The 20,843-nt window shown below is 62.0% G+C and carries 17 protein-coding genes and 2 tRNA genes; 3 read left to right on the top strand and 16 right to left on the bottom strand.

Going from position 1 to position 20,843, the window contains the following annotated elements; all coding sequences use genetic code 11:
- Positions 1-130: 130 nt before the first annotated feature.
- A complete protein-coding gene (locus tag P5704_017590; GenBank protein ID WOF77832.1) occupies positions 131-1,996 on the top strand; it encodes a diguanylate cyclase in 1,866 nt (621 codons plus the stop codon).
- Here P5704_017590 and alr read toward each other — a convergent pair.
- The 9 genes from alr to rnr form a co-directional block, all read right to left on the bottom strand.
- Positions 1,984-3,060, bottom strand: coding sequence for an alanine racemase (gene alr, locus P5704_017585; protein WOF77831.1), 1,077 nt, complete (start codon positions 3,058-3,060; stop codon positions 1,984-1,986). The two genes, P5704_017590 and alr, sit on opposite strands and share 13 nt — an antisense overlap.
- 133 nt (positions 3,061-3,193) lie before the next feature.
- Positions 3,194-4,588, bottom strand: a complete 1,395-nt coding sequence (gene dnaB / locus P5704_017580) for a replicative DNA helicase (protein WOF77830.1) — start codon at positions 4,586-4,588, stop codon at positions 3,194-3,196.
- Positions 4,589-4,691: 103 nt separating this feature from the next.
- Entirely contained in the window at positions 4,692-5,138 is a 447-nt protein-coding gene (gene rplI / locus P5704_017575) for a 50S ribosomal protein L9 (GenBank protein ID WOF77829.1), read from the bottom strand.
- Positions 5,139-5,159: 21 nt separating this feature from the next.
- The gene (locus P5704_017570; GenBank protein ID WOF77828.1) at positions 5,160-6,053 is read right to left on the bottom strand and encodes a hypothetical protein; all 894 of its coding nucleotides are present in this window, start codon (positions 6,051-6,053) and stop codon (positions 5,160-5,162) included.
- Positions 6,054-6,087: 34 nt separating this feature from the next.
- The gene (rpsR, locus tag P5704_017565; GenBank protein WOF77827.1) at positions 6,088-6,318 is read right to left on the bottom strand and encodes a 30S ribosomal protein S18; all 231 of its coding nucleotides are present in this window, start codon (positions 6,316-6,318) and stop codon (positions 6,088-6,090) included.
- Between the two features lie 28 nt (positions 6,319-6,346).
- Complete coding sequence (rpsF, locus tag P5704_017560; protein WOF77826.1) at positions 6,347-6,763, bottom strand: 30S ribosomal protein S6; 417 nt, start codon at positions 6,761-6,763, stop codon at positions 6,347-6,349.
- A gap of 180 nt (positions 6,764-6,943) precedes the next feature.
- The gene (locus tag P5704_017555; protein WOF77825.1) at positions 6,944-9,112 is read right to left on the bottom strand and encodes a PAS domain-containing protein; all 2,169 of its coding nucleotides are present in this window, start codon (positions 9,110-9,112) and stop codon (positions 6,944-6,946) included.
- A gap of 167 nt (positions 9,113-9,279) precedes the next feature.
- Positions 9,280-10,035 (bottom strand): 23S rRNA (guanosine(2251)-2'-O)-methyltransferase RlmB, encoded by a 756-nt coding sequence (gene rlmB / locus P5704_017550; protein ID WOF77824.1) that lies wholly within the window; start codon positions 10,033-10,035, stop codon positions 9,280-9,282.
- A complete protein-coding gene (gene rnr / locus P5704_017545) occupies positions 10,032-12,536 on the bottom strand; it encodes a ribonuclease R (GenBank protein WOF77823.1) in 2,505 nt (834 codons plus the stop codon). Before rnr ends, rlmB begins: the two co-directional genes overlap by 4 nt.
- Positions 12,537-12,740: 204 nt before the next feature.
- Between rnr and P5704_017540 the strand changes: the two genes are divergently transcribed.
- Together P5704_017540 and P5704_017535 are read left to right on the top strand one after the other, a co-directional pair.
- Positions 12,741-12,827: transfer RNA gene (locus P5704_017540), tRNA-Leu, on the top strand.
- A gap of 114 nt (positions 12,828-12,941) precedes the next feature.
- Positions 12,942-13,028: transfer RNA gene (locus tag P5704_017535), tRNA-Leu, on the top strand.
- A 140-nt stretch (positions 13,029-13,168) separates the two neighbouring features.
- Here P5704_017535 and P5704_017530 read toward each other — a convergent pair.
- The 7 genes from P5704_017530 to miaA all read right to left on the bottom strand — a co-directional run bounded on the left by P5704_017530 (position 13,169) and on the right by miaA (position 20,794).
- Entirely contained in the window at positions 13,169-14,464 is a 1,296-nt protein-coding gene (locus P5704_017530) for an adenylosuccinate synthase (GenBank protein WOF77822.1), read from the bottom strand.
- A gap of 87 nt (positions 14,465-14,551) precedes the next feature.
- Entirely contained in the window at positions 14,552-15,739 is a 1,188-nt protein-coding gene (locus tag P5704_017525; protein ID WOF77821.1) for an ATP phosphoribosyltransferase regulatory subunit, read from the bottom strand.
- Between the two features lie 283 nt (positions 15,740-16,022).
- Positions 16,023-16,889 (bottom strand): protease modulator HflC, encoded by an 867-nt coding sequence (hflC, locus tag P5704_017520; GenBank protein ID WOF77820.1) that lies wholly within the window; start codon positions 16,887-16,889, stop codon positions 16,023-16,025.
- On the bottom strand, positions 16,889-18,064 hold the full coding sequence (gene hflK / locus P5704_017515; protein WOF77819.1) for an FtsH protease activity modulator HflK: 1,176 nt from the start codon (positions 18,062-18,064) through the stop codon (positions 16,889-16,891). Before hflK ends, hflC begins: the two co-directional genes overlap by 1 nt.
- A gap of 98 nt (positions 18,065-18,162) precedes the next feature.
- A complete protein-coding gene (hflX, locus tag P5704_017510; protein WOF77818.1) occupies positions 18,163-19,464 on the bottom strand; it encodes a ribosome rescue GTPase HflX in 1,302 nt (433 codons plus the stop codon).
- A gap of 11 nt (positions 19,465-19,475) precedes the next feature.
- Positions 19,476-19,730, bottom strand: coding sequence for an RNA chaperone Hfq (gene hfq / locus P5704_017505; protein ID WOF77817.1), 255 nt, complete (start codon positions 19,728-19,730; stop codon positions 19,476-19,478).
- Positions 19,731-19,822: 92 nt separating this feature from the next.
- A complete protein-coding gene (miaA, locus tag P5704_017500) occupies positions 19,823-20,794 on the bottom strand; it encodes a tRNA (adenosine(37)-N6)-dimethylallyltransferase MiaA (protein ID WOF77816.1) in 972 nt (323 codons plus the stop codon).
- Positions 20,795-20,843 lie beyond the last annotated feature (49 nt).

The following is a 20,843-nucleotide window of genomic DNA, read 5'->3' as shown; positions in this document are numbered from 1 at the left end:
AGCACAAAAAATAACCAAGCCCGACTACCACGCAGGGTCTTTATCGACCTTCGCGACGGGCGCGCGCAGTGTCACTGCCGCCCGCTATACTCGCGCGACTCAACCATTGCTTCGAGCCCGGGAGTGTCTGGTGCGCGTCGTCCTTTTCGCCTTGCTCCTGAGCCTTTGCAGCCTGGGCTCCGCCCATGCCGAAACCGCCCTCCTCAGTGCCAGTGACAGTGGCCGTGGCCTGAATGCCCACGTCTCGCTGCTGGCCGACCCCGGGGCGGAGTTGAACATCGACGACCTGCAACGCCCGGACATACAGGCGCGCTTTCTGCCAGCCAAAGGCAAGGCCAGCGTCGGACAGAGTCCGCACCCCTGGTGGATCCGCGTCAGTCTGCAACGGGAAAGCGATGCGCCGTCTCAATGGTGGCTGGAAGTCGGCTCGGTGACCCTGAAAGATCTGCGCATCTATCTGCCGGACGGCAATGGTGGCTGGGCCGAGCGGCAATCCGGCGAGCTGGTCGGGTTCAACGAAGGCCGCGACCACGCCTATCGACGCATGCTGTTCAGGCTTCCACAACTCGGCGACAGCCAGCCGGTGACCTTCTACCTGCGCAGCTACGATCCCGCCGGCAATTCCTTTCCGCTCAAGGTCTGGCAGCTCGCTGCCCTGCAGGAACAGGCGGTGGGCGAGAACCTGTTTCTCGGGCTGATCTACGGCGTCATCCTGGCGATGCTGCTGTACAACTTGTTCATCTTTCTCAGCCTGCGCGACAGAGCCTATTTCTGGTACGTGGTGACCACCAGCGGCGCGTTGTTGATGATCCTGGCGATGACCGGTCATGGCTTTCAGTACCTCTGGCCGGACGGCCCGGTGCCCTTCTGGCTCGACCGCATCAGCATCCCGGCACTCTGGGGCTTCAGCGCCTGCCGCTTCACCCAGACGCTGTTGCAGACACGCCAGTTCGTGCCCTGGGCGCACCGCCTGCTGACCTTCGCCTTGATGCTTTATGTCACCGCCGTGCTACTCAACGCCTTCGGCTGGCGCGCGTTCGGCGCCTGGGTATTCGTGGCGCTGGCGCTCACCGCGATTCCCGCCTCACTGTGGGCTTCGTTCCGCCGCTGGCGCCAGGGCTATTTCCCCGCATTGCTCTATCTGCTCGGCTTCGGCGTGATTCTGGGCAGCGTCAATCTGCTTCTGCTGCGCGCCACAGGCGTGGTTCAGCCCGCAGCCTGGAACGCCTACCTCTTTCCGCTGGCGGTGACCGCCGAGTCCATCCTGTTCTCCTTCGCGCTGGCCTACCGCATCCAGATCCTCAAACAGGAACGGGCAGCGGCGCTGGAACATGCCGATCAGGAAAAAAGCGCGCGACTGAGGCAGGTTCAGGCCAGCGCCGAGCAACTCAGCCTGGCAGTGGAAACCCGCACCGCCGAACTCGCCGAAGCCAACCGGCATCTCAGCGAAAGGGAAGTCGAGCTGAAGCAGGCCGCCTTCCACGACCCACTGACCGAGTTGCCCAATCGGCGCTATCTCATCGAGCGCGTCGAGATGGCCCTGAGCGATGCCCGGCGCCGCAATGAGTCCATCGCCCTGCTGCTCATCGACCTCGACCACTTCAAGCCCATCAACGACAGCTACGGCCACGACGCCGGCGACCTGCTGCTGCGGACGCTCGGCCAGCGCCTGCACGGTCTGGTTCGAAGCAACGACATGGCGGCACGGCTGGGCGGGGATGAGTTCGCGGTGTTGCTGACCGGCTCGAACGTCGAGCAGGACGCCGGCCAGATCGCCGAGCGACTCCTGCAGGAGCTATCCAAGCCAGTGCTCTATGGAGAGATCAGCCTGGCGGTGACGGTCAGCGTAGGAGCGGCCCTCTTTCCGCACCATGCCGACGAACTTTCACAGCTCTACAAGGCCGCCGACGAGGCGCTGTACCGCGCCAAGCATGAAGGACGCGGGAACTGGATCCAGCAGCAAGAGCAACGGCTGCCCGCCGATCAATCGACGTAGCGCCGCGGTACCCGTCCGGTCACCTTGGTCAGCAGCTCGTAGCCGATAGTCCCGCAGGCCTGGGCCAGCTCGTCGATCGGCATCTGCGCGCCCCACAACTCCACGGCATCCCCCACCTGCGCCTGCGGTAGATCGGTCAGATCGACGGCCAGCATGTCCATCGAGACCCGGCCGGCCAGCGGCACACGCTGGCCGTGGATCACCACCGAGGTGCCCGAAGGCGCGGTACGCGGGTAACCATCGGCATAGCCACAGCTGACGGTGCCGATTCGCGAAGGGCGTTGCGCGACCCAGCTGGCGCCATAGCCGACGCTTTCACCCTCGGGCACATCGCGCACAGCAATCAGCGCGCCGGTCAGCGTCATCACCGGACGCAACCCCAGCTCCTGCGCACTCAGTTCGGCGAACGGCGTGGCGCCGTACAGCATGATGCCGGGGCGGATCCAGGCCATGTGCGCCTGCGGCAACGTCAACACCGCGGCAGAGTTGGCCAGCGAGCAGTTGTCGAACTCCAGCGCCAGCAATTCACTGTAGCGCTCCAGCTGCAAGTCGGTCAGGGCATGACCGCGCTCATCGGCGCAGGCGAAGTGACTGATCAGATTGAGCTCGCCAACCAGCGCCATGCCCTTGAGCTGGGCATGGCATTCGCGCAGGCCTTGCAGGGTGAAGCCCAGCCTGTGCATGCCCGAATCCAGCTTCAACCACACATTCAACGGCCGCGGCAGATCGGCCGCCAGCAGCCAATCGGCCTGCCGCTGATCCTGGATGGCGACATCCAGCCCAAGCTCGGCGGCACGCAAATACTCAGCCGGCTCGAAACAGCCTTCCAGCAGCAGGATGCGCGCATCGGGCGCGCTGAGGCGAACCTCTTCCGCTTCTTCCAGGCAGGCCACGGCAAAGCCATCGGCGACCTCACGCAGCGCCGTAACCGCTTCCCGTGCACCATGCCCATAGGCGTTGGCCTTGACCACGGCAAAAGCCTGGCGCTGCGGGGCGCATTGCTTGGCGAGCAGGTAGTTGTGACGAAGCGCGGTCAGATCGACCGTGGCAACCAGCGGGCGCATGCAGTTTTTCCTGTTACAACGAGGGGTGGGCGAAATCTTACTCCTGTGGAGCCTATCGCGCAGGCCGAGGTTCTTGCGCCAGGCGAGCGCCAATGTCACCCCCCTTCGAACAGCCGATAGGATGCCGCTTCGATTACTCGTCGTCGAACTGATAGCTGCCCGGCGCCAGGTTCTCGAAGCGTGAATAGCGACCAAGAAACGCCAGGCGCGTGGTCCCAATCGGGCCGTTACGCTGCTTGCCGATGATGATTTCGGCAACGCCCTTGTATTCGGTCTCGGGGTGATAAACCTCGTCCCGGTAAACGAACATGATGATGTCGGCGTCCTGCTCGATTGCCCCCGACTCGCGCAAGTCGGAGTTCACCGGGCGCTTGTTGGGACGCTGTTCGAGCGAGCGGTTGAGCTGCGACAGGGCGATCACCGGACAGTTGAATTCCTTGGCCAGGCCCTTGAGCGAGCGCGAAATCTCGGAGATCTCGTTGGTCCGGTTGTCACCACTGGAGCCGGGAATCTGCATCAGCTGCAGGTAGTCGACCATGATCATGGCGATCTCGCCATGCTCGCGGGCCAGGCGCCGGGTCCGCGCGCGCATCTCCGACGGGCTGATGCCGGCGGTGTCGTCGATGAACAGCTTGCGATCGTTGAGCAGGTTCACCGCCGAAGTCAGCCGCGGCCAGTCGTCGTCCTCGAGCTTACCGGCACGGACCTTGGTCTGGTCGATGCGCCCGAGCGAAGCGAGCATACGAATGACGATGGAGTCGGCGGGCATTTCCAGGGAGAACACCAGCACGGCCTTGTCGGTGCGCAGCACGGCGTTTTCGACGAGGTTCATGGCGAAGGTCGTCTTACCCATGGAAGGACGGCCGGCGACGATGATCAGGTCCGCCGGCTGCAGACCGCTGGTGGCTTCGTCCAGATCGGTGAAGCCGGTGGACAGACCGGTAATCGCCTCGCCCGCGTTGAACAGGGTGTCGATGCGGTCGATAGCCTTGACCAGGATGTCGTTGATGCCGATCGGTCCGCCGGTCTTGGGCCGCGCTTCGGCGATCTGGAAGATCAGGCGCTCGGCTTCATCGAGAATTTCTTCGCCGGTACGCCCTTGTGGCGCATAGGCGCTGTCGGCGATCTCGTTACTGATGCCGATCAGCTGCCGCAGCGTGGCGCGCTCGCGAATGATCTGCGCATAGGCCTTGATGTTCGCCACCGAAGGCGTGTTCTTCGCCAGCTCACCGAGATAGGCCAGCCCGCCGACTTGCGAAAGGTGCCCTTCCTTGTCCAGCTGCTCGGACAGGGTAACCACATCGAAGGGCGAGTTGCGCTCGGCCAGGGTGAAGATGGCGCGGAAGATGAGGCGATGATCGTGACGATAGAAATCGCCGTCGGACACCTGGTCGAGCACGCGCTCCCAGGCATTGTTGTCCAGCATCAGACCGCCGAGCACCGCCTGCTCGGCCTCGATGGAGTGCGGCGGCACCTTGAGCGCTGCGGTTTCCAGATCGTATTGCTGGGGGACACTGATGTCGTTCATGGCACTCGGAATTCGAAACTACAGAAAAACAAAGGGCACGCTCCACTCGCGTGGAAACGTGCCCGATGTTACTCGTCAGGCACCAGCGGTGCCAGACGATGGCTTAGCCAGCTACGACGATCAGCTTGACGGTCGCTTCGACATCGGTGTGCAGGTGCACAGCTACGTCGTACTCACCAACCTGACGGATGGTGCCGTTCGGCAGACGGACTTCGCTCTTCGCTACTTCAACGCCGGAGGCGGTCAGTGCGTCGGCGATGTCGTGAGTGCCGATGGAACCGAACAGCTTGCCCTCATCGCCCGCGGTAGCGGTGATGGTGACTTCCAGCTCGGCCAGCTGAGCGGCGCGAGTTTCGGCAGAAGCCTTACGCTCGGCAGCAGCCTTTTCCAGCTCAGCACGACGAGCTTCGAACTCGGCGATGTTGGCTGCGGTAGCAGCAGTAGCCTTGCGCTGCGGCAGCAGGTAGTTGCGACCGTAACCAGACTTGACGTTTACCTTGTCGCCCAGGTTGCCCAGGTTTGCGACTTTTTCCAGCAGGATGACTTCCATTTGAGTCTTACCTCTTAACTTTTAACCTTCACCGTTCGCAGGTCCCGCGCCGTTCTTGCCGGAAGCGCGACCGCGAAAATCAAACAGACTGTCGACAATGGCCAAAACGGCCAGTAACGGATAAATCAACTGCATGAACAGCACCAGCGTGACGTACAGCCCCACCAGCCAGAATCGCGGCAGACGCCCCTGAGCCACCAGCCCGTGCATCAGCGCGATACCGGCGAACACCAGCGGCACACTGCACAACGGCGTCAATACGGCCAGCTGCGCACCCAGGTTCGGCCCTAGCAACATGCCGACCAACAGCAGCATCGCCAGCAGCGGTGGAAACCGCAGCGCACGAAACTCACTGCCGAAACCACCTGGGTTGTACAACGCTGCCTGCCAGTAGCGGCCAAGCATCAGGCTCAGCAGGGTGACGACCTGCAACAGTGCAGCCAAAAGGCCCGTCAGTACCGGTGCCAACAAAGACTCCAAGCGCCCGCGCTCTTCCACCGAAAGCTGCTGATAGGCACCCGACAATGCGTCAGGCAACACTTTCTGCAGTTCGTTGGCCAGCGCCGCAATGGGCTCGCCGAACACCGCACCGAGCGCCCAGACATACAACAGTCCAAGGCCCACACTGCACAACATCACCCGCACCCACGACGCCTGACTGCGCAGCAGTAACGCCAGCCCCAGCGAGCCCAGCAATACCAGCAGGGTTCGCGGATCGCCGAAGTACCACCAGGCCAGTGCCGGCAATACCGCCCAGACCAGCACACCCAACGCATCGTTGAGGCCACGGCGCAACAACACCAGGCTGCCCGCGGCTGCACTCAGCCAGAACAGCATAGGCAACGCTGCAGCACCTGCCACCACGAAGATGGCTTGCATACGGCCGCGCATGATGAACTCAGCCAGGGCGCGCATGCGATTTATCCTTTACTTCTGTCGACCAGCCGGATCAACGGCCGTGGCTGTCGGTGTAGGGCAGCAGGGCCAGGTAGCGGGCGCGCTTGATAGCGGTAGCCAGCTGACGCTGATAACGTGCCTTGGTTCCGGTGATACGGCTAGGAACGATCTTGCCGGTCTCGGAGATATAGGCCTTCAGGGTGTTGAGATCCTTGTAATCGATCTCTTTCACGCCTTCGGCGGTGAAACGGCAGAACTTACGACGACGGAAAAAACGTGCCATGAAATAGGCTCCTCAATAGATCCGTGGATTACTCGTCAGCGTTGTTATCGCTGTCACTGTCGCTCTCGTTGGAGCCATCAGTGTTGTCAGGGCGATCACGACGCTCGCGGCGCTCGCTACGGTTTTCCTCAGCCTTGAGCATTTCAGACTGTTCGGTCTCGGCTTCGTCGCGACGAATGATCAGGTTACGGATGACGGCGTCGTTGTAGCGGAAGTTGTCTTCCAGCTCGGCCAGGGCCTTGCCACTGCACTCGACGTTCAGCATCACATAGTGAGCTTTGTGCACGTTGTTGATGGCGTAAGCCAGCTGACGACGGCCCCAGTCTTCCAGGCGGTGAATCTTGCCACCGTCTTCTTCGATCAGCTTGGTGTAACGCTCCACCATGCCGCCAACCTGCTCGCTCTGGTCCGGGTGAACCAGAAAGATGATTTCGTAATGACGCATAATTGCTCCTTACGGGTTGCAGCCTGCCGACAAAGCGGTCAGGCAAGGAGTGAATGACTTGTTTTCTTGACTTGCAGGTAGGCGCGCAAACGCCTGCCATCCAGGCAAGGGGCGCCATTCTAGAGAAGGGCCGACAGCGGCGCAAGGCGAACTGGTGAATATTTAACCAGCATGAGACATTCAGTTGCGCAGCGCCGCACGCTCAGTGCGAATCCCGTCGAGCAGCTCGCGAACCTGGTGGATATCGTACGGCTTGAGCATGGTACGCAGCCGATCGAGCCCCACATCCGAGGCGTTGACCGCATAGCCCGAGGCGATCACCAGCGATAGCTGCGGGTGACGCGCACCTGCCTCACGCGCCAGGTCGATCCCGCTCATCCCGGCCAGACCGACGTCCGTCAGCAGCACGTCGAAAGGCTGCTGCTCCAGCGCCTCGAGGGCCTCTTCCGCTGTTTCGCTGACGACGACCTGATGACCGAGTTCCATCATGACTTCGCCGGTGAGCATGCGTAGGGTCGGATCATCCTCGACGAAGAGGATCTTCAGGCTGGCATCGTCTACCGCCGGGCTTGACGCCGAATCGGCGGGCCGCGAGTCGCCCGTCACCACCTTGACCGGACTGGCCGAGGAATCGCCCCCGCAAGCCTGTTGCTGCTCGTCGTCGACGCAGCGCGGCAGATGCACATGCACGGCGGTGCCACCACGCTCGCCGCTCTCCAGCGTGACGAAACCACCGCTCTGCTTGACGAAGCCATAGACCATGCTCAAGCCGAGACCGGACGCATTGCTGTCCTGTTTGGTGGTAAAGAAGGGTTCGAATGCCCGCGCGCGAACGTCGTCACTCATGCCGCCCCCCTCATCGATGACGCTGAGCAGGACGTAATCGCCTCGCGAGTCGCCAGGCGCATCTTCGCCCAACTGGCGATTCTCCAGACGCAGCACCACGCGTCCGCTACCTGCCATCGCATCGCGCGCGTTGGAAGCGAGGTTCAACACAACGCTCTGCAGATTGCCGACATCGGCGAACACCGGCCATGGCTCACCCAGAACCTCCAGCTCCAGCTGCACCGCCGAACCCAGCGCCCCGTTGAGCAGCTCATGCATCTGCTCGAGCAGCTCCGGCAGATGCACCTGACGCGGCAACAACGGCTGGCGACTGGCGAAGGCCAGCAGCTGCGATGCCAGACGCGCGCCCTTCTCGACACCGCTGACGGCCGAGTCCAGGCGACGTGCCGCGGTCTGATCACTGCCGAGGCTGCGCCGCAGCAGCTGCAGGTTGCCACCAATGATCTGCAGCATGTTGTTGAAGTCGTGCGCGATGCCACCAGTCAGCTTGCCCACTGCCTCCAGCCGCTGAGCTTGCTGCAGCGCCTGCTGGGCCACCTGCCGTTCGGCTTCGCTTTGCTCCAGCGCCAGGGTTCGCTCACGGACCAGCTCTTCCAGGTCATCGCGATAACGCCGCAGCTCCGTCTCGTTGCGCTGCTGCTCGGTCACATCCTGCCCTTGAACGAAGATACCAATGACCTTGCCATCGTTCTCGACGATCGGCTGCAGAACGAAATCCAGAATCGCTTCCTGTGGTTCTTTGTCCGGCTGTCGTCTCAGGAACAGCGATACACGCCTGCCGACATATGGCTGACCGGTGCGATAGACCTCGTCGAGCAGACCGATGAAAGCCTGTCCCTCGATCTCGGGCAACCCCTCGCGAACCGTCTTGCCAAGCAGCTGACGGTGCCCGGTGACCTGCCGATAGGCATCGTTGACCAGCTCATAGACATGATCAGGGCCACGCAGAAAGCAGACGAAACCGGGCGCCTGGGCGAACAGACGGCGCAGCTGCTCGCCTTCGGACTGCAGCAGCCTGGCACGGGACATCACGCCCTGCTCCAACTGCTGCACCGGCTGCCGGCCGGCTGCTGCCTGACTCAACGAATCCGTCCTTGCCTGCAACTCGGTGATGTCCGAGGTGTGCTGCAGAATCGCAACGACCTCTCCCTGCTCATCCAGGATCGGCGTGTGCGTGGCACTCCAGTATCGATCCTCATAAACAGGACCAAGCGGCGTTTGCCGCGCGATGGAGTAACGAATCACCGGCAGCGTATCGACCGCCTTGCGGCTGAGCACCCGCGCAAACGAATCGAGCAACTCTTGCACTCGGGTCATCTCGGGGCTGAGCGGATCGGCAGCGAAGGCCTCGTGCAGGCGTTGCCCCTGGATTTCCGTCAGTTTTCGCCCGGTAAGCGTCAGGTACGCGGCATTGGCATCCAGAATGACCAGATCGCGATCAAGCAGGACATAAGCATTCGGGGATAGCCGAAACAGGCTTTCGAAAGACGGGCGCTGCTGCATACAACCTCCATGGTACGAGCCTGACGCCGCGTAACTAACCCAGCAAGACTCCGGCAGCACCCGAAGCCCTCAAGCAAAAAATGACGAGAAGCCGCTGTCCGCGGACGGGCCTGGACACCGATTGACCACAAAAAGGTCAATCGGTTTCAGATCACCAGGGCAGGCCTTCAGCCGGCGACCTTGGCGCTCTTGCGCTGACGCAGCGCCTCGAACAAGCATACGCCGGTAGCCACAGAGACGTTCAGGCTGCTGACACTACCAGCCATGGGCAGGCGCACCAGGTAATCGCAGTGTTCACGCGTCAGGCGCCGCATACCGCGCCCCTCGGCGCCCATGATAAGCACGATGGGCCCGGTGAGATCCTGATCGTAGAGCGATTGCTCGGCCTCGCCTGCAGTCCCCACGACCCACAACCCACGCTGTTGCAGCTTCTCCAGCGTACGCGCAAGGTTGGTCACAGCGACCAGCGGAATCACTTCCGCCGCGCCGCAGGCAACCTTGCGCACGGTGGCATTCAGGGTGGCCGACTTGTCTTTCGGCACGATCACGGCGAGCGCCCCGGCAGCATCCGCGGTACGCAGACAGGCACCAAGGTTGTGCGGATCCGTCACGCCATCCAGCACCAACAGCAGAGGCGGGCCATCCGCGCGATCGAGCAACTCTTCGAGCATGGCCTCGCCCCATACCTGACTGGGGCTCACCTCGGCGACCACGCCCTGATGCACGCCCTCGACCCAAGCGTCCATCTCCCGCCGCTCACACTGCCCGACACTCACGCGCGCCTGAGCAGCCAGCTGGATCAACGTCTGGGCGCGCGGATCGCCGCGCCCCTCCGCCAGCCAGACCTGCTTGACGCGCTTGGGATGATGGCGCAACAACGCCTCGACGGCGTGCAGGCCATAGATCTTTTCCAACTGGCTCATGACTTGGCCTTGCGCTTTCTGGCACCGCCGCTCGAGCCAGACGACTTGCCGCCCGACCTGGCTGCAGATTTCGGCTTGGCGGAGCCTGATCGCGACTTGCTCCCGCCCGCGGCCTTCTCACTCTTGCCCTTTCTGCTGCCCTTGGCCTCGTCCAGCAACGCCTTCTTCAATTCTCGACTCTTGCGCACATCGGCATTGCCCGGCTCGCGCCCGCGACTCGCACCATCACGCTGCCCCGGTGCAGACTTGGTACCGCCGCCGATCAGCTCGAAATCGATCTTGCGCTCATCCAGATCGACCCGCATGACGCGAACCTCGACGCTGTCGCCCAGGCGGAAGCTGCGGCCGCTGCGCTCGCCGGACAGGCGGTGGTGCAGCGGATCGAAGTGATAGTAGTCGCCGGGCATCGCCGTGACGTGCACCAGCCCCTCGACGTAGATGTCGGTCAGTTCGACGAACAGGCCGAAACCAGTCACGGCAGTAATCACACCGGGGAAGCTCTCTCCGACGCGATCCTTCATGAACTCGCACTTGAGCCAGTTGGTGACGTCGCGGGTAGCCTCGTCGGCACGGCGCTCGGTCATCGAGCACTGTTCGCCCAGTTGCTCCAGCGCAGCTTCATCGTACGGATAGATACGCGCCTTGGGCATGCTGGTGGCGCCTTCGCGGCGAACATGCGGCGTGTCGCGACGGGAGCGGATGACACTACGAATGGCGCGATGCACCAACAGATCGGGATAACGCCGGATCGGCGAGGTGAAGTGGGCGTAAGCCTCGTAGTTCAGACCGAAGTGACCATTGTTCTCGGCGCTGTATACCGCCTGACTCAGCGAACGCAGCATGACCGTCTGAATCACATGAAAATCCGGACGCCCCTGAATCTGCTCAAGCAGCGCTTGGTAATCCTTCGGCGTCGGACCTTCCTTGCCCTTGTGCAACGAGAGCCCCAGCTCACCGAGAAAGGCGCGCAGCTTTTCCTGGCGCTCCAGTGGCGGCGCATCGTGGACACGATAAAGCGCTGGAATCTCATGCTTCTGCAGGAACGCCGCCGTGGCGACGTTGGCGCAGAGCATGCACTCCTCGATCAGCTTGTGTGCGTCGTTGCGCTCGGTCGGCTTGATCTCGGCGATCTTGCGGTCGCCACCGAAGACGATGCGCGTTTCCTGGGTCTCGAAATCGATCGCGCCACGGGTATGACGCGCCTTGAGCAGCACCTTGTACAGCGAATAGAGCTGCTTGAGATGCGGCAGCACTTCTGCGTACTCGCCGCCCAGGCGCTTGCCTTCGGCGGACTTGGGCTGTTCCAGCATCGTACTGACCTTGTTGTAGGTCAGTCGCGCATGGGAATGAATCACCGCCTCGTAGAACTGGTAGTCGGTCATCTTGCCCGACTTGTTCAGGGTGATCTCACAGACCATCGCCAGGCGATCCACATGCGGGTTCAGCGAACACAGGCCGTTGGACAGCTCCTCGGGCAGCATCGGCACCACCCGCTCGGGGAAGTACACCGAGTTGCCGCGCAGCTCGGCTTCCTTGTCCAGCGCCGAGCCGACCTTGACGTAATGCGAGACGTCGGCGATGGCGACGTACAGGCGGAAGCCGCCGGTGAGCAGCTTCCAGCCGCCGGGCTTCTCGCAATAGACCGCGTCGTCGAAGTCCCGCGCGTCCTCGCCGTCGATGGTTACAAACGGCAGATGCCGCAGGTCGACACGCTTGTGCTTGTCCTTCTCCTCCACCTCGGGCTTGAACCGGGCCGCCTCCTTGAGCACCGCCTGCGGCCAGACGTGGGGGATGTCGAAGCTGCGCAGCGCCACATCGATTTCCATGCCCGGCGCCATGTAGTTGCCGATCACCTCGACAATGTCGCCCTGCGGCTGGAAGCGCTGGGTGGGCCAGTGAGTGATCTTGACCTCGACGAACTGCCCCGGCTTGGCGTCGAGCGCCCGCCCGGGCGTGACCAGCACTTCTTGCTGGATCTTGGGGTTGTCCGGAATGACGAAGCCGACATCGCTTTCGATGTGATAACGACCCACGATGCTCTCGTGGGCACGGCTGATCACCTCGACGATGGCGCCCTCGCGGCGCCCACGGCGATCGAGGCCGGCAACGCGCGCCAGGCAGCGGTCACCATCGAACACCAGGCGCATCTGCGCCGGGCTGAGGAACAGATCGTCGCTGCCATCGTCGGGGACGAGGAATCCAAAACCGTCACGATGGCCACTGACACGACCACAGACCAGATCCAGCTTGTCCACCGGGGCATAGGTGCCGCGCCGGGTGTAGATCAGCTGGCCGTCGCGCTCCATCGCGCGCAGACGGCGACGCAGCGCTTCGATATCTTCGTCGGACTGCAGCCCGAACTCTTCGACCAACTCTTCGCGGGCAGCTGGTGAGCCACGTTCGCCGAGATGCTGAAGAATCAGCTCACGACTGGGAATAGGGTTTTCGTACTTTTCCGCTTCACGAGCGGCCTCGGGGTCGAGGGATTGCCAATCGGCCATTAAGAGATGTCACCTTTCATTCATTTATAGAGGCAGAACGCCCTTTTTCTATTGAAGCGCGAATCGCCGCCGGACGGCAGCTTTCATGCGAATTATTTTTCGCCATCAGGGGTTTACAAGGCCAAACCTCAGCCGTATAGTTCGCGCCCACAATGTCTGGCAGACGTTGTAACACGGAAACGGCTTAGTATCATCGTTTCTCGTGCCCAGGTGGCGGAATTGGTAGACGCACTAGGTTCAGGTCCTAGCGGTGGCAACACCGTGGAAGTTCGAGTCTTCTCCTGGGCACCACTTATTCAAATGAAACCCGCTGTGACTTGGCGAGTCTCATGCAAGACGAAGAAGCCAACTTCGACCGATCCGATCGGTGAAATGGCAAAAGTCGATGAGCGATCATCGCAATGTGCCCAGGTGGCGGAATTGGTAGACGCACTAGGTTCAGGTCCTAGCGGTGGCAACACCGTGGAAGTTCGAGTCTTCTCCTGGGCACCACTCTTCAAGAAAAAACCGAGCCCCTGGCTCGGTTTTTTTCGTTTCGGCGACCAACTGGCCGAACACCCCTCCTGATAGCCGACCATGCCAGATAAAAGAAGACCGCCCGGAGGCGGTCTTTTTGTACCCGGCAGCCTTTATCAGGCGTACGGATGGCGCAGCACGATGGTTTCGTTGCGATCCGGACCGGTAGAGATGATATCCACCGGCGCCTCGACCAACTCCTCGAGGCGCTTGATGTACGCACGCGCATTGGCGGGCAGCTCATCGAGGGTCTTCGCACCAACGGTCGACTCGCTCCAGCCCGGCATCTCTTCGTATACCGGCTGCAGGCCGTCATAGCTGTCCGCATCGGTCGGCGCATCAACCAGAACATCGCCGCTACTATCCTTGTAACCAACACAGATGCGAATGGTTTCCAGGCCGTCGAGCACGTCGAGCTTGGTCAGGCAGATGCCGGATATGCTGTTGATCTCGATGGCACGACGCAGGATCACCGCATCGAACCAGCCACAGCGGCGCGCACGACCGGTAGTGGAACCGAACTCGTGACCGCGCTCGGCCAGGCGAGCACCGATATCATCGAACAGCTCGGTGGGGAACGGACCGGAACCCACGCGCGTGGTGTAGGCCTTGGTGATACCGAGGATGTAATCCAGATACAGCGGACCGAAGCCCGAACCGGTGGCAGTGCCGCCGGCAGTGGTGCTGGAGCTGGTGACGTAGGGATAGGTGCCATGGTCGATGTCCAGCAGCGAGCCCTGCGCACCCTCGAACATGATGCAGGCACCCTGCTTGCGCAGCTCGTGCAGGCGGGCAGTGACATCGGTGATCAACGGCTTGAGGATTTCCGCGTAGCCAAGCGCCTCATCCAGGGTCTTCTGGAAATCAACCGGCTCGACCTTGTAGAAGTTCTGCAGCACGAAGTTGTGGTATTCCAGCAGCTCGCGCAGCTTGACCGCGAAGCGCTCCGGGTTGAACAGGTCAGCAATGCGCAGACCGCGACGCGCAACCTTGTCCTCGTAAGCCGGGCCAATGCCACGACCCGTCGTGCCGATCTTGCCTTCCGAGCGCGAAGCCTCGCGCGCCTGGTCCAGCGCCACGTGGTAGGGCAGGATCAGCGTACAGGATGGACTGATGCGCAGGCGCTCGCGTACCGGCACGCCCTTTTCTTCCAGCTTGGTGATTTCACGCAGCAATGCGTCGGGAGCGACCACCACGCCATTACCGATCAGACACTGCACATTGTCACGCAGGATGCCGGACGGAATCAGGTGCAGCACGGTCTTCTCACCGTCGATGACCAAGGTATGCCCGGCATTGTGGCCGCCCTGGTAACGCACGACCGCAGCCGCCTGATCGGTCAGCAGATCGACGATCTTGCCCTTGCCCTCATCACCCCATTGGGTGCCCAGGACCACGACGTTCTTACCCATAACCCTCTGTCCTCTTCGGCGAAGCATGCCGGTCGCAACCGGCGATAATCGAAACCAGGCCAGCGCCGCAGCGCGGCGCCACAACCATCAGGACGCCAGCGAAGCCACCGCCCAGACACCATCCTTCAATAGCAATTGCCGATCGCAGCCCAGCTGCGCGGCATCGGCTCGCGACTGCCCATCAAGGGCTTGCACCACGCGTTCGCCCTGTCGGCGCAACTGACGGACCGCATCCCACAAACCCGGCTCGCCGTCTTGCGGCGCCCAAACACCTGACACAGGCGCCGAAAGATCAGCATTCCCCAGACCAACCAGCGTTTTAAGGTCGGTGGAAAACCCCGTCGCCGGACGTGCGCGACCGAAGTCGGCGCCAATGTCGTCATAACGACCACCCTGCGCGATCGACTGACCGACACCGGGTACGAATACCGCGAACACCACTCCAGTATGGTAGTGATAGCCACGCAACTCGCCCAAATCGAAATAAAGCGGCACATCCGGATAACGCGCCGCCAGCTGATCGGCAATGGCTGTCAGCGCTTCCAGCGCGGCCTGCACTTCGACAGGAGCAGCCGCCAACGTCCTACGGGCCTGGTCGAGCACTTCCCGCCCACCGCACAGCCGTGCCAGTGCGCGCAACATGCCGGCCAATGCAGGGTCGAGCGCAGCAGTCTGCTCGGCAATCTCATCCATCGCCTTGCGCTGCAGCGCATCGAACAACCGTTGCTCGGCTTCGCCGCTCAGCCCGGCAGCCTTGGCCAGACCGCGATAGATGCCGACATGCCCGAGATCCATGTGCACATCCGGCACATCGGCGAGCTCGAGCATCTCCAGCATCAGACTGATGACTTCGACATCACTGGCGGCAGACGCATCACCATACAACTCGGCCCCCAACTGGATGGGGCTGCGCGAGGTGGAAAGCGCCTGCGGCTTGGCATGCAACACACTTCCGGCATAGCACAGGCGACTGGGGCCTTCGCGACGCAGGGTATGCGCATCGACACGGGCTACTTGTGGCGTGATATCGGCCCGCAGCCCCATCTGGCGACCGGAAAGCGGGTCGATGACCTTGAAGGTGCGCAGATCCAGATCCTGCCCGGAACCGGTGAGCAATGACTCGAGAAACTCCACGTGCGGAGTGATGACCAGCTCGTAGCCCCAACGCTGGAACAGGTCCAGCACGCGCCGACGCGCCGTTTCGATACGCGCCGCCTCCGGCGGCAGCACCTCTTCGATGCCATCTGGCAGAAGCCAGCGGTCTACCGTTGCCATTCGCGAAATCACCTCTCGTTCCGGTAAGCCCAGACGAAAACCGCGGCAGCAGCCTTAGCCGGCCTTCGGTCGCGTGCAGTTGTATTCGAACCATGGCATCCGAGCCATGCCCTGTGAAGGGATCGGCATGACCGCTGCATGCCTGGGATAGCCTGCGACCTCAAGGGCACAGACGCAAAAAAGCCGGGATTTTCCCGGCTGGCGGATCATAGCAATCTTTTCTCTACCGGTCACCCGACGGCACGGCCGTGCCGCCGGGGAACCTTCATCTCACCATCAACGACTAGTTGCTCTTTTCCAGATAACGGAAGAAATCGCTCTTCGGATCGAGCACCAGCACGTCTTCCTTGCTGGAGAAGCTCTCACGATAAGCCTGCAGACTGCGATGGAAGGCGTAGAACTCCTGGTCCTGACCATAAGCCGCGGCATAGATGGCAGCAGCCTGAGCATCGCCATCACCACGCAGCTCCTCGGCCTCGCGGAAGGCCTCGGCCAGCAGGACACGGCGCTGGCGATCGGCGTCGGCGCGGATACCTTCTGCAAGCTCCTTACCCTTGGCGCGATGCTCACGAGCCTCGCGCTCACGCTCGGAGCTCATCCGCTCGAACACGCTGCGGTTGACTTCCCGCGGCAAATCGATGCCCTTGACGCGGACATCGACCACTTCGATACCCAGCTCCTGCTGAGCGGCGCGGTTCAGACTGGTGGTGACCTGGGCCATCAACTCGTCACGTTGACCGGATACCGACTCGTGCAGCGTGCGCTTACCGAACTGGTCACGCAGCGCCGCTTCCAGACGACGAGCCAGACGCTCGTCGGCAATCTGCTTCATACCCGAGGTCGCGGTGTAGAAGCGCTCGGCATCATCCACACGCCACTTGGCGTAGGAGTCGACCATCAGCGCTTTCTTTTCCAGGGTCAGGAAACGGGAAGTCGTGGTATCCAGCGTCAGCAGCCGCGCATCGAATTTTCGCACCGAGTTCACGTACGGAATCTTCATGTGCAGGCCAGGCTTCACATCAGGCTCGACGATACGACCGAAGCGCAGCAGCACCGCGCGCTCGGTCTGCGAGACGATGTAGAAGCTGTTCCACAGGACGATTGCCGCCACCACGCCCACGATCAGGGCGGTAAGGGATTTATTGCTCATTAGCGGCCCTCCCTCGTACGAACTTCACGCGGATCCAGCTCCGGCGGCAGACGAGTGCTCTGCGTAGCCGCGCCCGAGGCAACCCCGGCCGGAGCCGGCGTGCTCGCACCACGACTGTTGATCATCTTGTCCAGCGGCAAATAGAGCAGGTTCTGCCCACCATCGCCGCTCACCATGACCTTACTGGTACTGCTCATGACTTCCTGCATGGTTTCCAGATACAGCCGCTCACGCGTGACTTCCGGCGCCTTGCGATACTCGGCGACCAGCTTGCTGAAGCGATCCGCCTCACCCTGGGCACGGGAGATCACCGAGTCACGGTAACCACTGGCTTCTTCCAGCATGCGCTGGGCCTGACCGCGGGCTTCGGGAATTACGCCATTGGCGTACGATTCGGCCTGATTTTTCTCACGCTGTTCGTCTTCACGTGCACGAATAACGTCATCGAAGGCTTCCTGCACTTCACGCGGCGCAGCCGCACTCTGCAGGTTGACCTGGGTGACCGCGATACCAGTGGCGTAATTATCGAGGAACTTCTGCAAACGTTCCTTGACCTCGCCAGCCATGACTTCACGACCTTCGGTCAGCACCTGATCCATAGCCGTCGAACCCACCACGTGGCGCACGGCACTATCGGTCGCATGCTGCAGGCTCACTTCAGGCTGATCGACGTTGAGCACGAACGCTTGGAGGTCGCTGATCTTGTACTGAACGGTAAGCGGCACCTCGATGATGTTCTCATCCTCGGTGAGCATCTGACCCTGCTTGCTGTACGAGCGCTCGCGGGTGACATTTTCCTGGAACTTGCGATCAATCGGCGGGAAGTAGATGTTCAGGCCCGGCCCTACCGTCTCATGGTACTTGCCGAAGCGCAGTACTACGGCCTGCTCCTGCTCGTCGACGATGTAGATGGCATTGAACAACCACACAGCCAGCAGTACGACCAAGGCAACCCAGACCAGGCCGAAGCCACCGCGCTTGCCGCTGCCACCAAAGTTGCTGCCGCCGCCACGCTTCTTGCCACCGAACATGCCGTTCAGGCTGTCCTGCAGCTTGCGGAAAGCCTCATCGAGATCCGGCGGGCCTTTCTGGTCGCCGCCACCGCGACGGCCACCGCCACCACTGCCCCAGGGATCCTGGTTGTTCGAGTTGCCACCCGGCTCATTCCAAGCCATAGCGCTCTCCATTCAAATAAAGCTAAAGGCGCGCCCACGGCGCGCCCGCCAATGCTACAGAAAGCCCCGAACTACCGGCAAAATTGCCACCGGAGGCTTTATTGCAAAGTGTGTTGCTCGATGAACTCGTCCACCCGCAACCCTTCGCGACTGATCAAGCGATTCAATTCGATTCTTGGCAAGCGAACTTCCAGCAGGCTGCCACCCTCGTCATCATGTGTTTCCCGCTGCACCGCGCTGAGCTCGAAGAACTGCGCCCGTAGCCGCCCGAGCCGCTGCGGCAGGCGCAGCGTCCCGACAAACAGATCGTTACCCAGCAGCTCGGCAATGGCCTGGCGCACAAGATCCAGACCCAATCCATCACGAGCAGACACCCACACACGCTGCGGCCTGCCATCGGCATCGCGCTGGATCTGCGGCTCGATGCCCACCATCAGGTCAACCTTGTTGTAGACCTCGAGCATCGGCAGCTCGTTAGCGCCGATCTCACCGAGCACCGCCAGCACCTGCTCGATCTGCTGATCGCGCTCGGGCTCGTGCGCATCGATGACATGCAGGAGAAGATCGGCATTGCTGGACTCTTCCAGCGTCGCCCGGAAGGACTCCACCAACTTGTGCGGCAGATGACGGATGAAACCCACGGTGTCGGCCAACACCACCGGCCCGACATCATCCAGCTCGAGCCGCCGCAATGTCGGATCGAGCGTGGCGAACAGCTGATTCGCCGCGTACACATCGGACTCGGTCAGCGCATTGAACAGAGTGGACTTGCCGGCGTTGGTATAACCGACCAGCGACACGGAGGGGATATCGGCGCGACGACGCCCGCGACGGGCCTGCTCACGCTGACCGCGGACCTTTTCCAGACGCTGCTTGATTTGCCGGATGCGCACGCGCAGCAAGCGGCGGTCGGTTTCCAGCTGGGTTTCACCCGGGCCACGCAGGCCGATACCACCCTTCTGCCGCTCGAGGTGAGTCCAGCCGCGAACCAGGCGCGTACTCATATGCTCAAGCTGGGCCAGTTCGACCTGTAGCTTGCCCTCATGGGTACGCGCGCGCTGGGCGAAGATATCCAGGATCAGACCGGTACGATCCAGCACGCGACATTCGAGCGCTCGCTCGAGGTTGCGTTCCTGGCTCGGCGTCAGGGTGTGATTGAAGATCACCAACTCGACCTCGCCATCCTTGACGAGGTCATGCAGCTCCTCGACCTTGCCACTGCCGATCAGGAACTTGGCGGATGGCTGATGCCGGGCGACATTGACGAAACCGACCGCCTCGGCGCCTGCCGAACGCGCCAGCTCCTGGAATTCCTGAGGGTCCTCGCGCGCCGCGGGGTCCTGGCCGTCCAGGTGCACCAGGATAGCCCGCTCACCACCACCGGGACGTTCGAAGAACAAAGAAACCTACCTCAGTCGTTGCTCGACTCGGATTGCTCGGCATCACCGGCGGTCGGCAGGCGCACTGGACGGCCCGGAACCACGGTGGAGATGGCGTGCTTGTAGACCATCTGGCTGACGGTGTTTTTCAGAAGAATGACGAACTGGTCGAAGGATTCGATCTGGCCCTGCAGCTTGATGCCGTTGACCAGATAGATGGAAACCGGGACGCGTTCCTTACGCAGTGTGTTGAGGTAAGGGTCTTGTAGCGAATGCCCTTTTGACATGTGCCGCACTCCTTAGAGGATCTGTTTCATTAGTGTTCTAAAAGTACAACCGACGATCCACTTGTCTGAGAATAGACGGTCAATTCGCAGTGTCAGCTCAATATGGAGAGCGATTGCAGGTATTTCAATGCGCGCGGCAGATTGTCGCGGGACAAACTGTCCAGCCACTGCATCTCCCCCCAGCTTCGCAACCAGGTGAACTGCCGTTTGGCCAGTTGCCGAGTTGCGATGATGCCGCGCGCCACCATTTCCTCTCGGGTCGATGATCCGTCCAGATATTCCCAGACCTGACGATAACCAACCGCTCGAATCGACGGCATGCCAAGGTGCAGATCACCCCGACTCCTCAGGGCTTCGACCTCTTCGACAAAGCCCTGTTCAACCATGTGCAGGAAACGTCTCTCGATGCGCTCATGCAGGATGTGGCGTTGTGCGGGGGCGATGCACAGTTGCGCGACAGTATAAGGCAAGACTCCTGAGCCTGGAGCGTCTGCGACGGCTTTTTGCGACCTTTGTCGGGCGCGGTGCTCGCTCATGGTCAAGCCGCTGACGCGATAGACCTCCAGCGCGCGTACCAACCGCTGCGGGTCGTTGGGATGAATGCGCGCCGCCGACTCCGGGTCCACCTGGGCCAGTTGATCGTGCAGCGCCTGCAATCCTTGCGCCGCGGCCAGCGCTTCGAGCTCGGCACGCAGCGACGGGTCAGCCGCCGGCATATCGGCGAGACCTTCCTGCAACGCCTTGAAATACAACATGGTGCCGCCAACCAGCAGCGGAATTCGGCCAGCCGCGCTGATCTCGGCCATGGCCGCCAGGGCATCTGCGCTGAACTCCGCAGCCGAGTAGCTCTCGGCCGGGTCGCGAATGTCCACCAGACGATGGGGAAACTCAGCCAACACCTCAGCCGACGGCTTCGCGGTACCGATGTCCATGCCACGATAGACCAGCGCCGAATCGACGCTGATCAGCTCGCAGGGCAGCACTCGGGCCAGTTCCAGCGCAAGGTCGGTCTTGCCCGACGCAGTGGGGCCCATGAGGAAGATGGCAGGAGGGAAAACGGACATCAGCGAGCTCGACGGTCTTAGCCGCATAGTTTCCGGCGGCAGGCGGCCG

Origin of the sequence: Pseudomonas sp. FeN3W (assembly GCA_030263805.2) — a bacterium.
Classification (GTDB): Bacteria; Pseudomonadota; Gammaproteobacteria; order Pseudomonadales; family Pseudomonadaceae; genus Stutzerimonas; species Stutzerimonas stutzeri_G.
The sequence above is the reverse complement of the archived record's forward strand: the minus strand, read 5'-3'. Positions and strand labels throughout refer to the sequence as shown.

Excerpts from the sequence above, each read along its gene's own strand:
- alr (WOF77831.1), bottom strand. The coding sequence starts at position 3,060 with ATGCGCCCGCTGGTTGCCACGGTCGATCTGACCGCGCTTCGTCACAAC.
- dnaB (WOF77830.1), bottom strand. The coding sequence starts at position 4,588 with ATGAACGACATCAGTGTCCCCCAGCAATACGATCTGGAAACCGCAGCG.
- rplI (WOF77829.1), bottom strand. The coding sequence starts at position 5,138 with ATGGAAGTCATCCTGCTGGAAAAAGTCGCAAACCTGGGCAACCTGGGC.
- P5704_017570 (WOF77828.1), bottom strand. The coding sequence starts at position 6,053 with ATGCGCGCCCTGGCTGAGTTCATCATGCGCGGCCGTATGCAAGCCATC.
- rpsR (WOF77827.1), bottom strand. The coding sequence starts at position 6,318 with ATGGCACGTTTTTTCCGTCGTCGTAAGTTCTGCCGTTTCACCGCCGAA.
- rpsF (WOF77826.1), bottom strand. The coding sequence starts at position 6,763 with ATGCGTCATTACGAAATCATCTTTCTGGTTCACCCGGACCAGAGCGAG.
- P5704_017555 (WOF77825.1), bottom strand. The coding sequence starts at position 9,112 with ATGCAGCAGCGCCCGTCTTTCGAAAGCCTGTTTCGGCTATCCCCGAAT.
- rlmB (WOF77824.1), bottom strand. The coding sequence starts at position 10,035 with ATGAGCCAGTTGGAAAAGATCTATGGCCTGCACGCCGTCGAGGCGTTG.
- rnr (WOF77823.1), bottom strand. The coding sequence starts at position 12,536 with ATGGCCGATTGGCAATCCCTCGACCCCGAGGCCGCTCGTGAAGCGGAA.
- P5704_017530 (WOF77822.1), bottom strand. The coding sequence starts at position 14,464 with ATGGGTAAGAACGTCGTGGTCCTGGGCACCCAATGGGGTGATGAGGGC.
- P5704_017525 (WOF77821.1), bottom strand. The coding sequence starts at position 15,739 with ATGGCAACGGTAGACCGCTGGCTTCTGCCAGATGGCATCGAAGAGGTG.
- hflC (WOF77820.1), bottom strand. The coding sequence starts at position 16,889 with ATGAGCAATAAATCCCTTACCGCCCTGATCGTGGGCGTGGTGGCGGCA.
- hflK (WOF77819.1), bottom strand. The coding sequence starts at position 18,064 with ATGGCTTGGAATGAGCCGGGTGGCAACTCGAACAACCAGGATCCCTGG.
- hfq (WOF77817.1), bottom strand. The coding sequence starts at position 19,730 with ATGTCAAAAGGGCATTCGCTACAAGACCCTTACCTCAACACACTGCGT.
- miaA (WOF77816.1), bottom strand. The coding sequence starts at position 20,794 with ATGTCCGTTTTCCCTCCTGCCATCTTCCTCATGGGCCCCACTGCGTCG.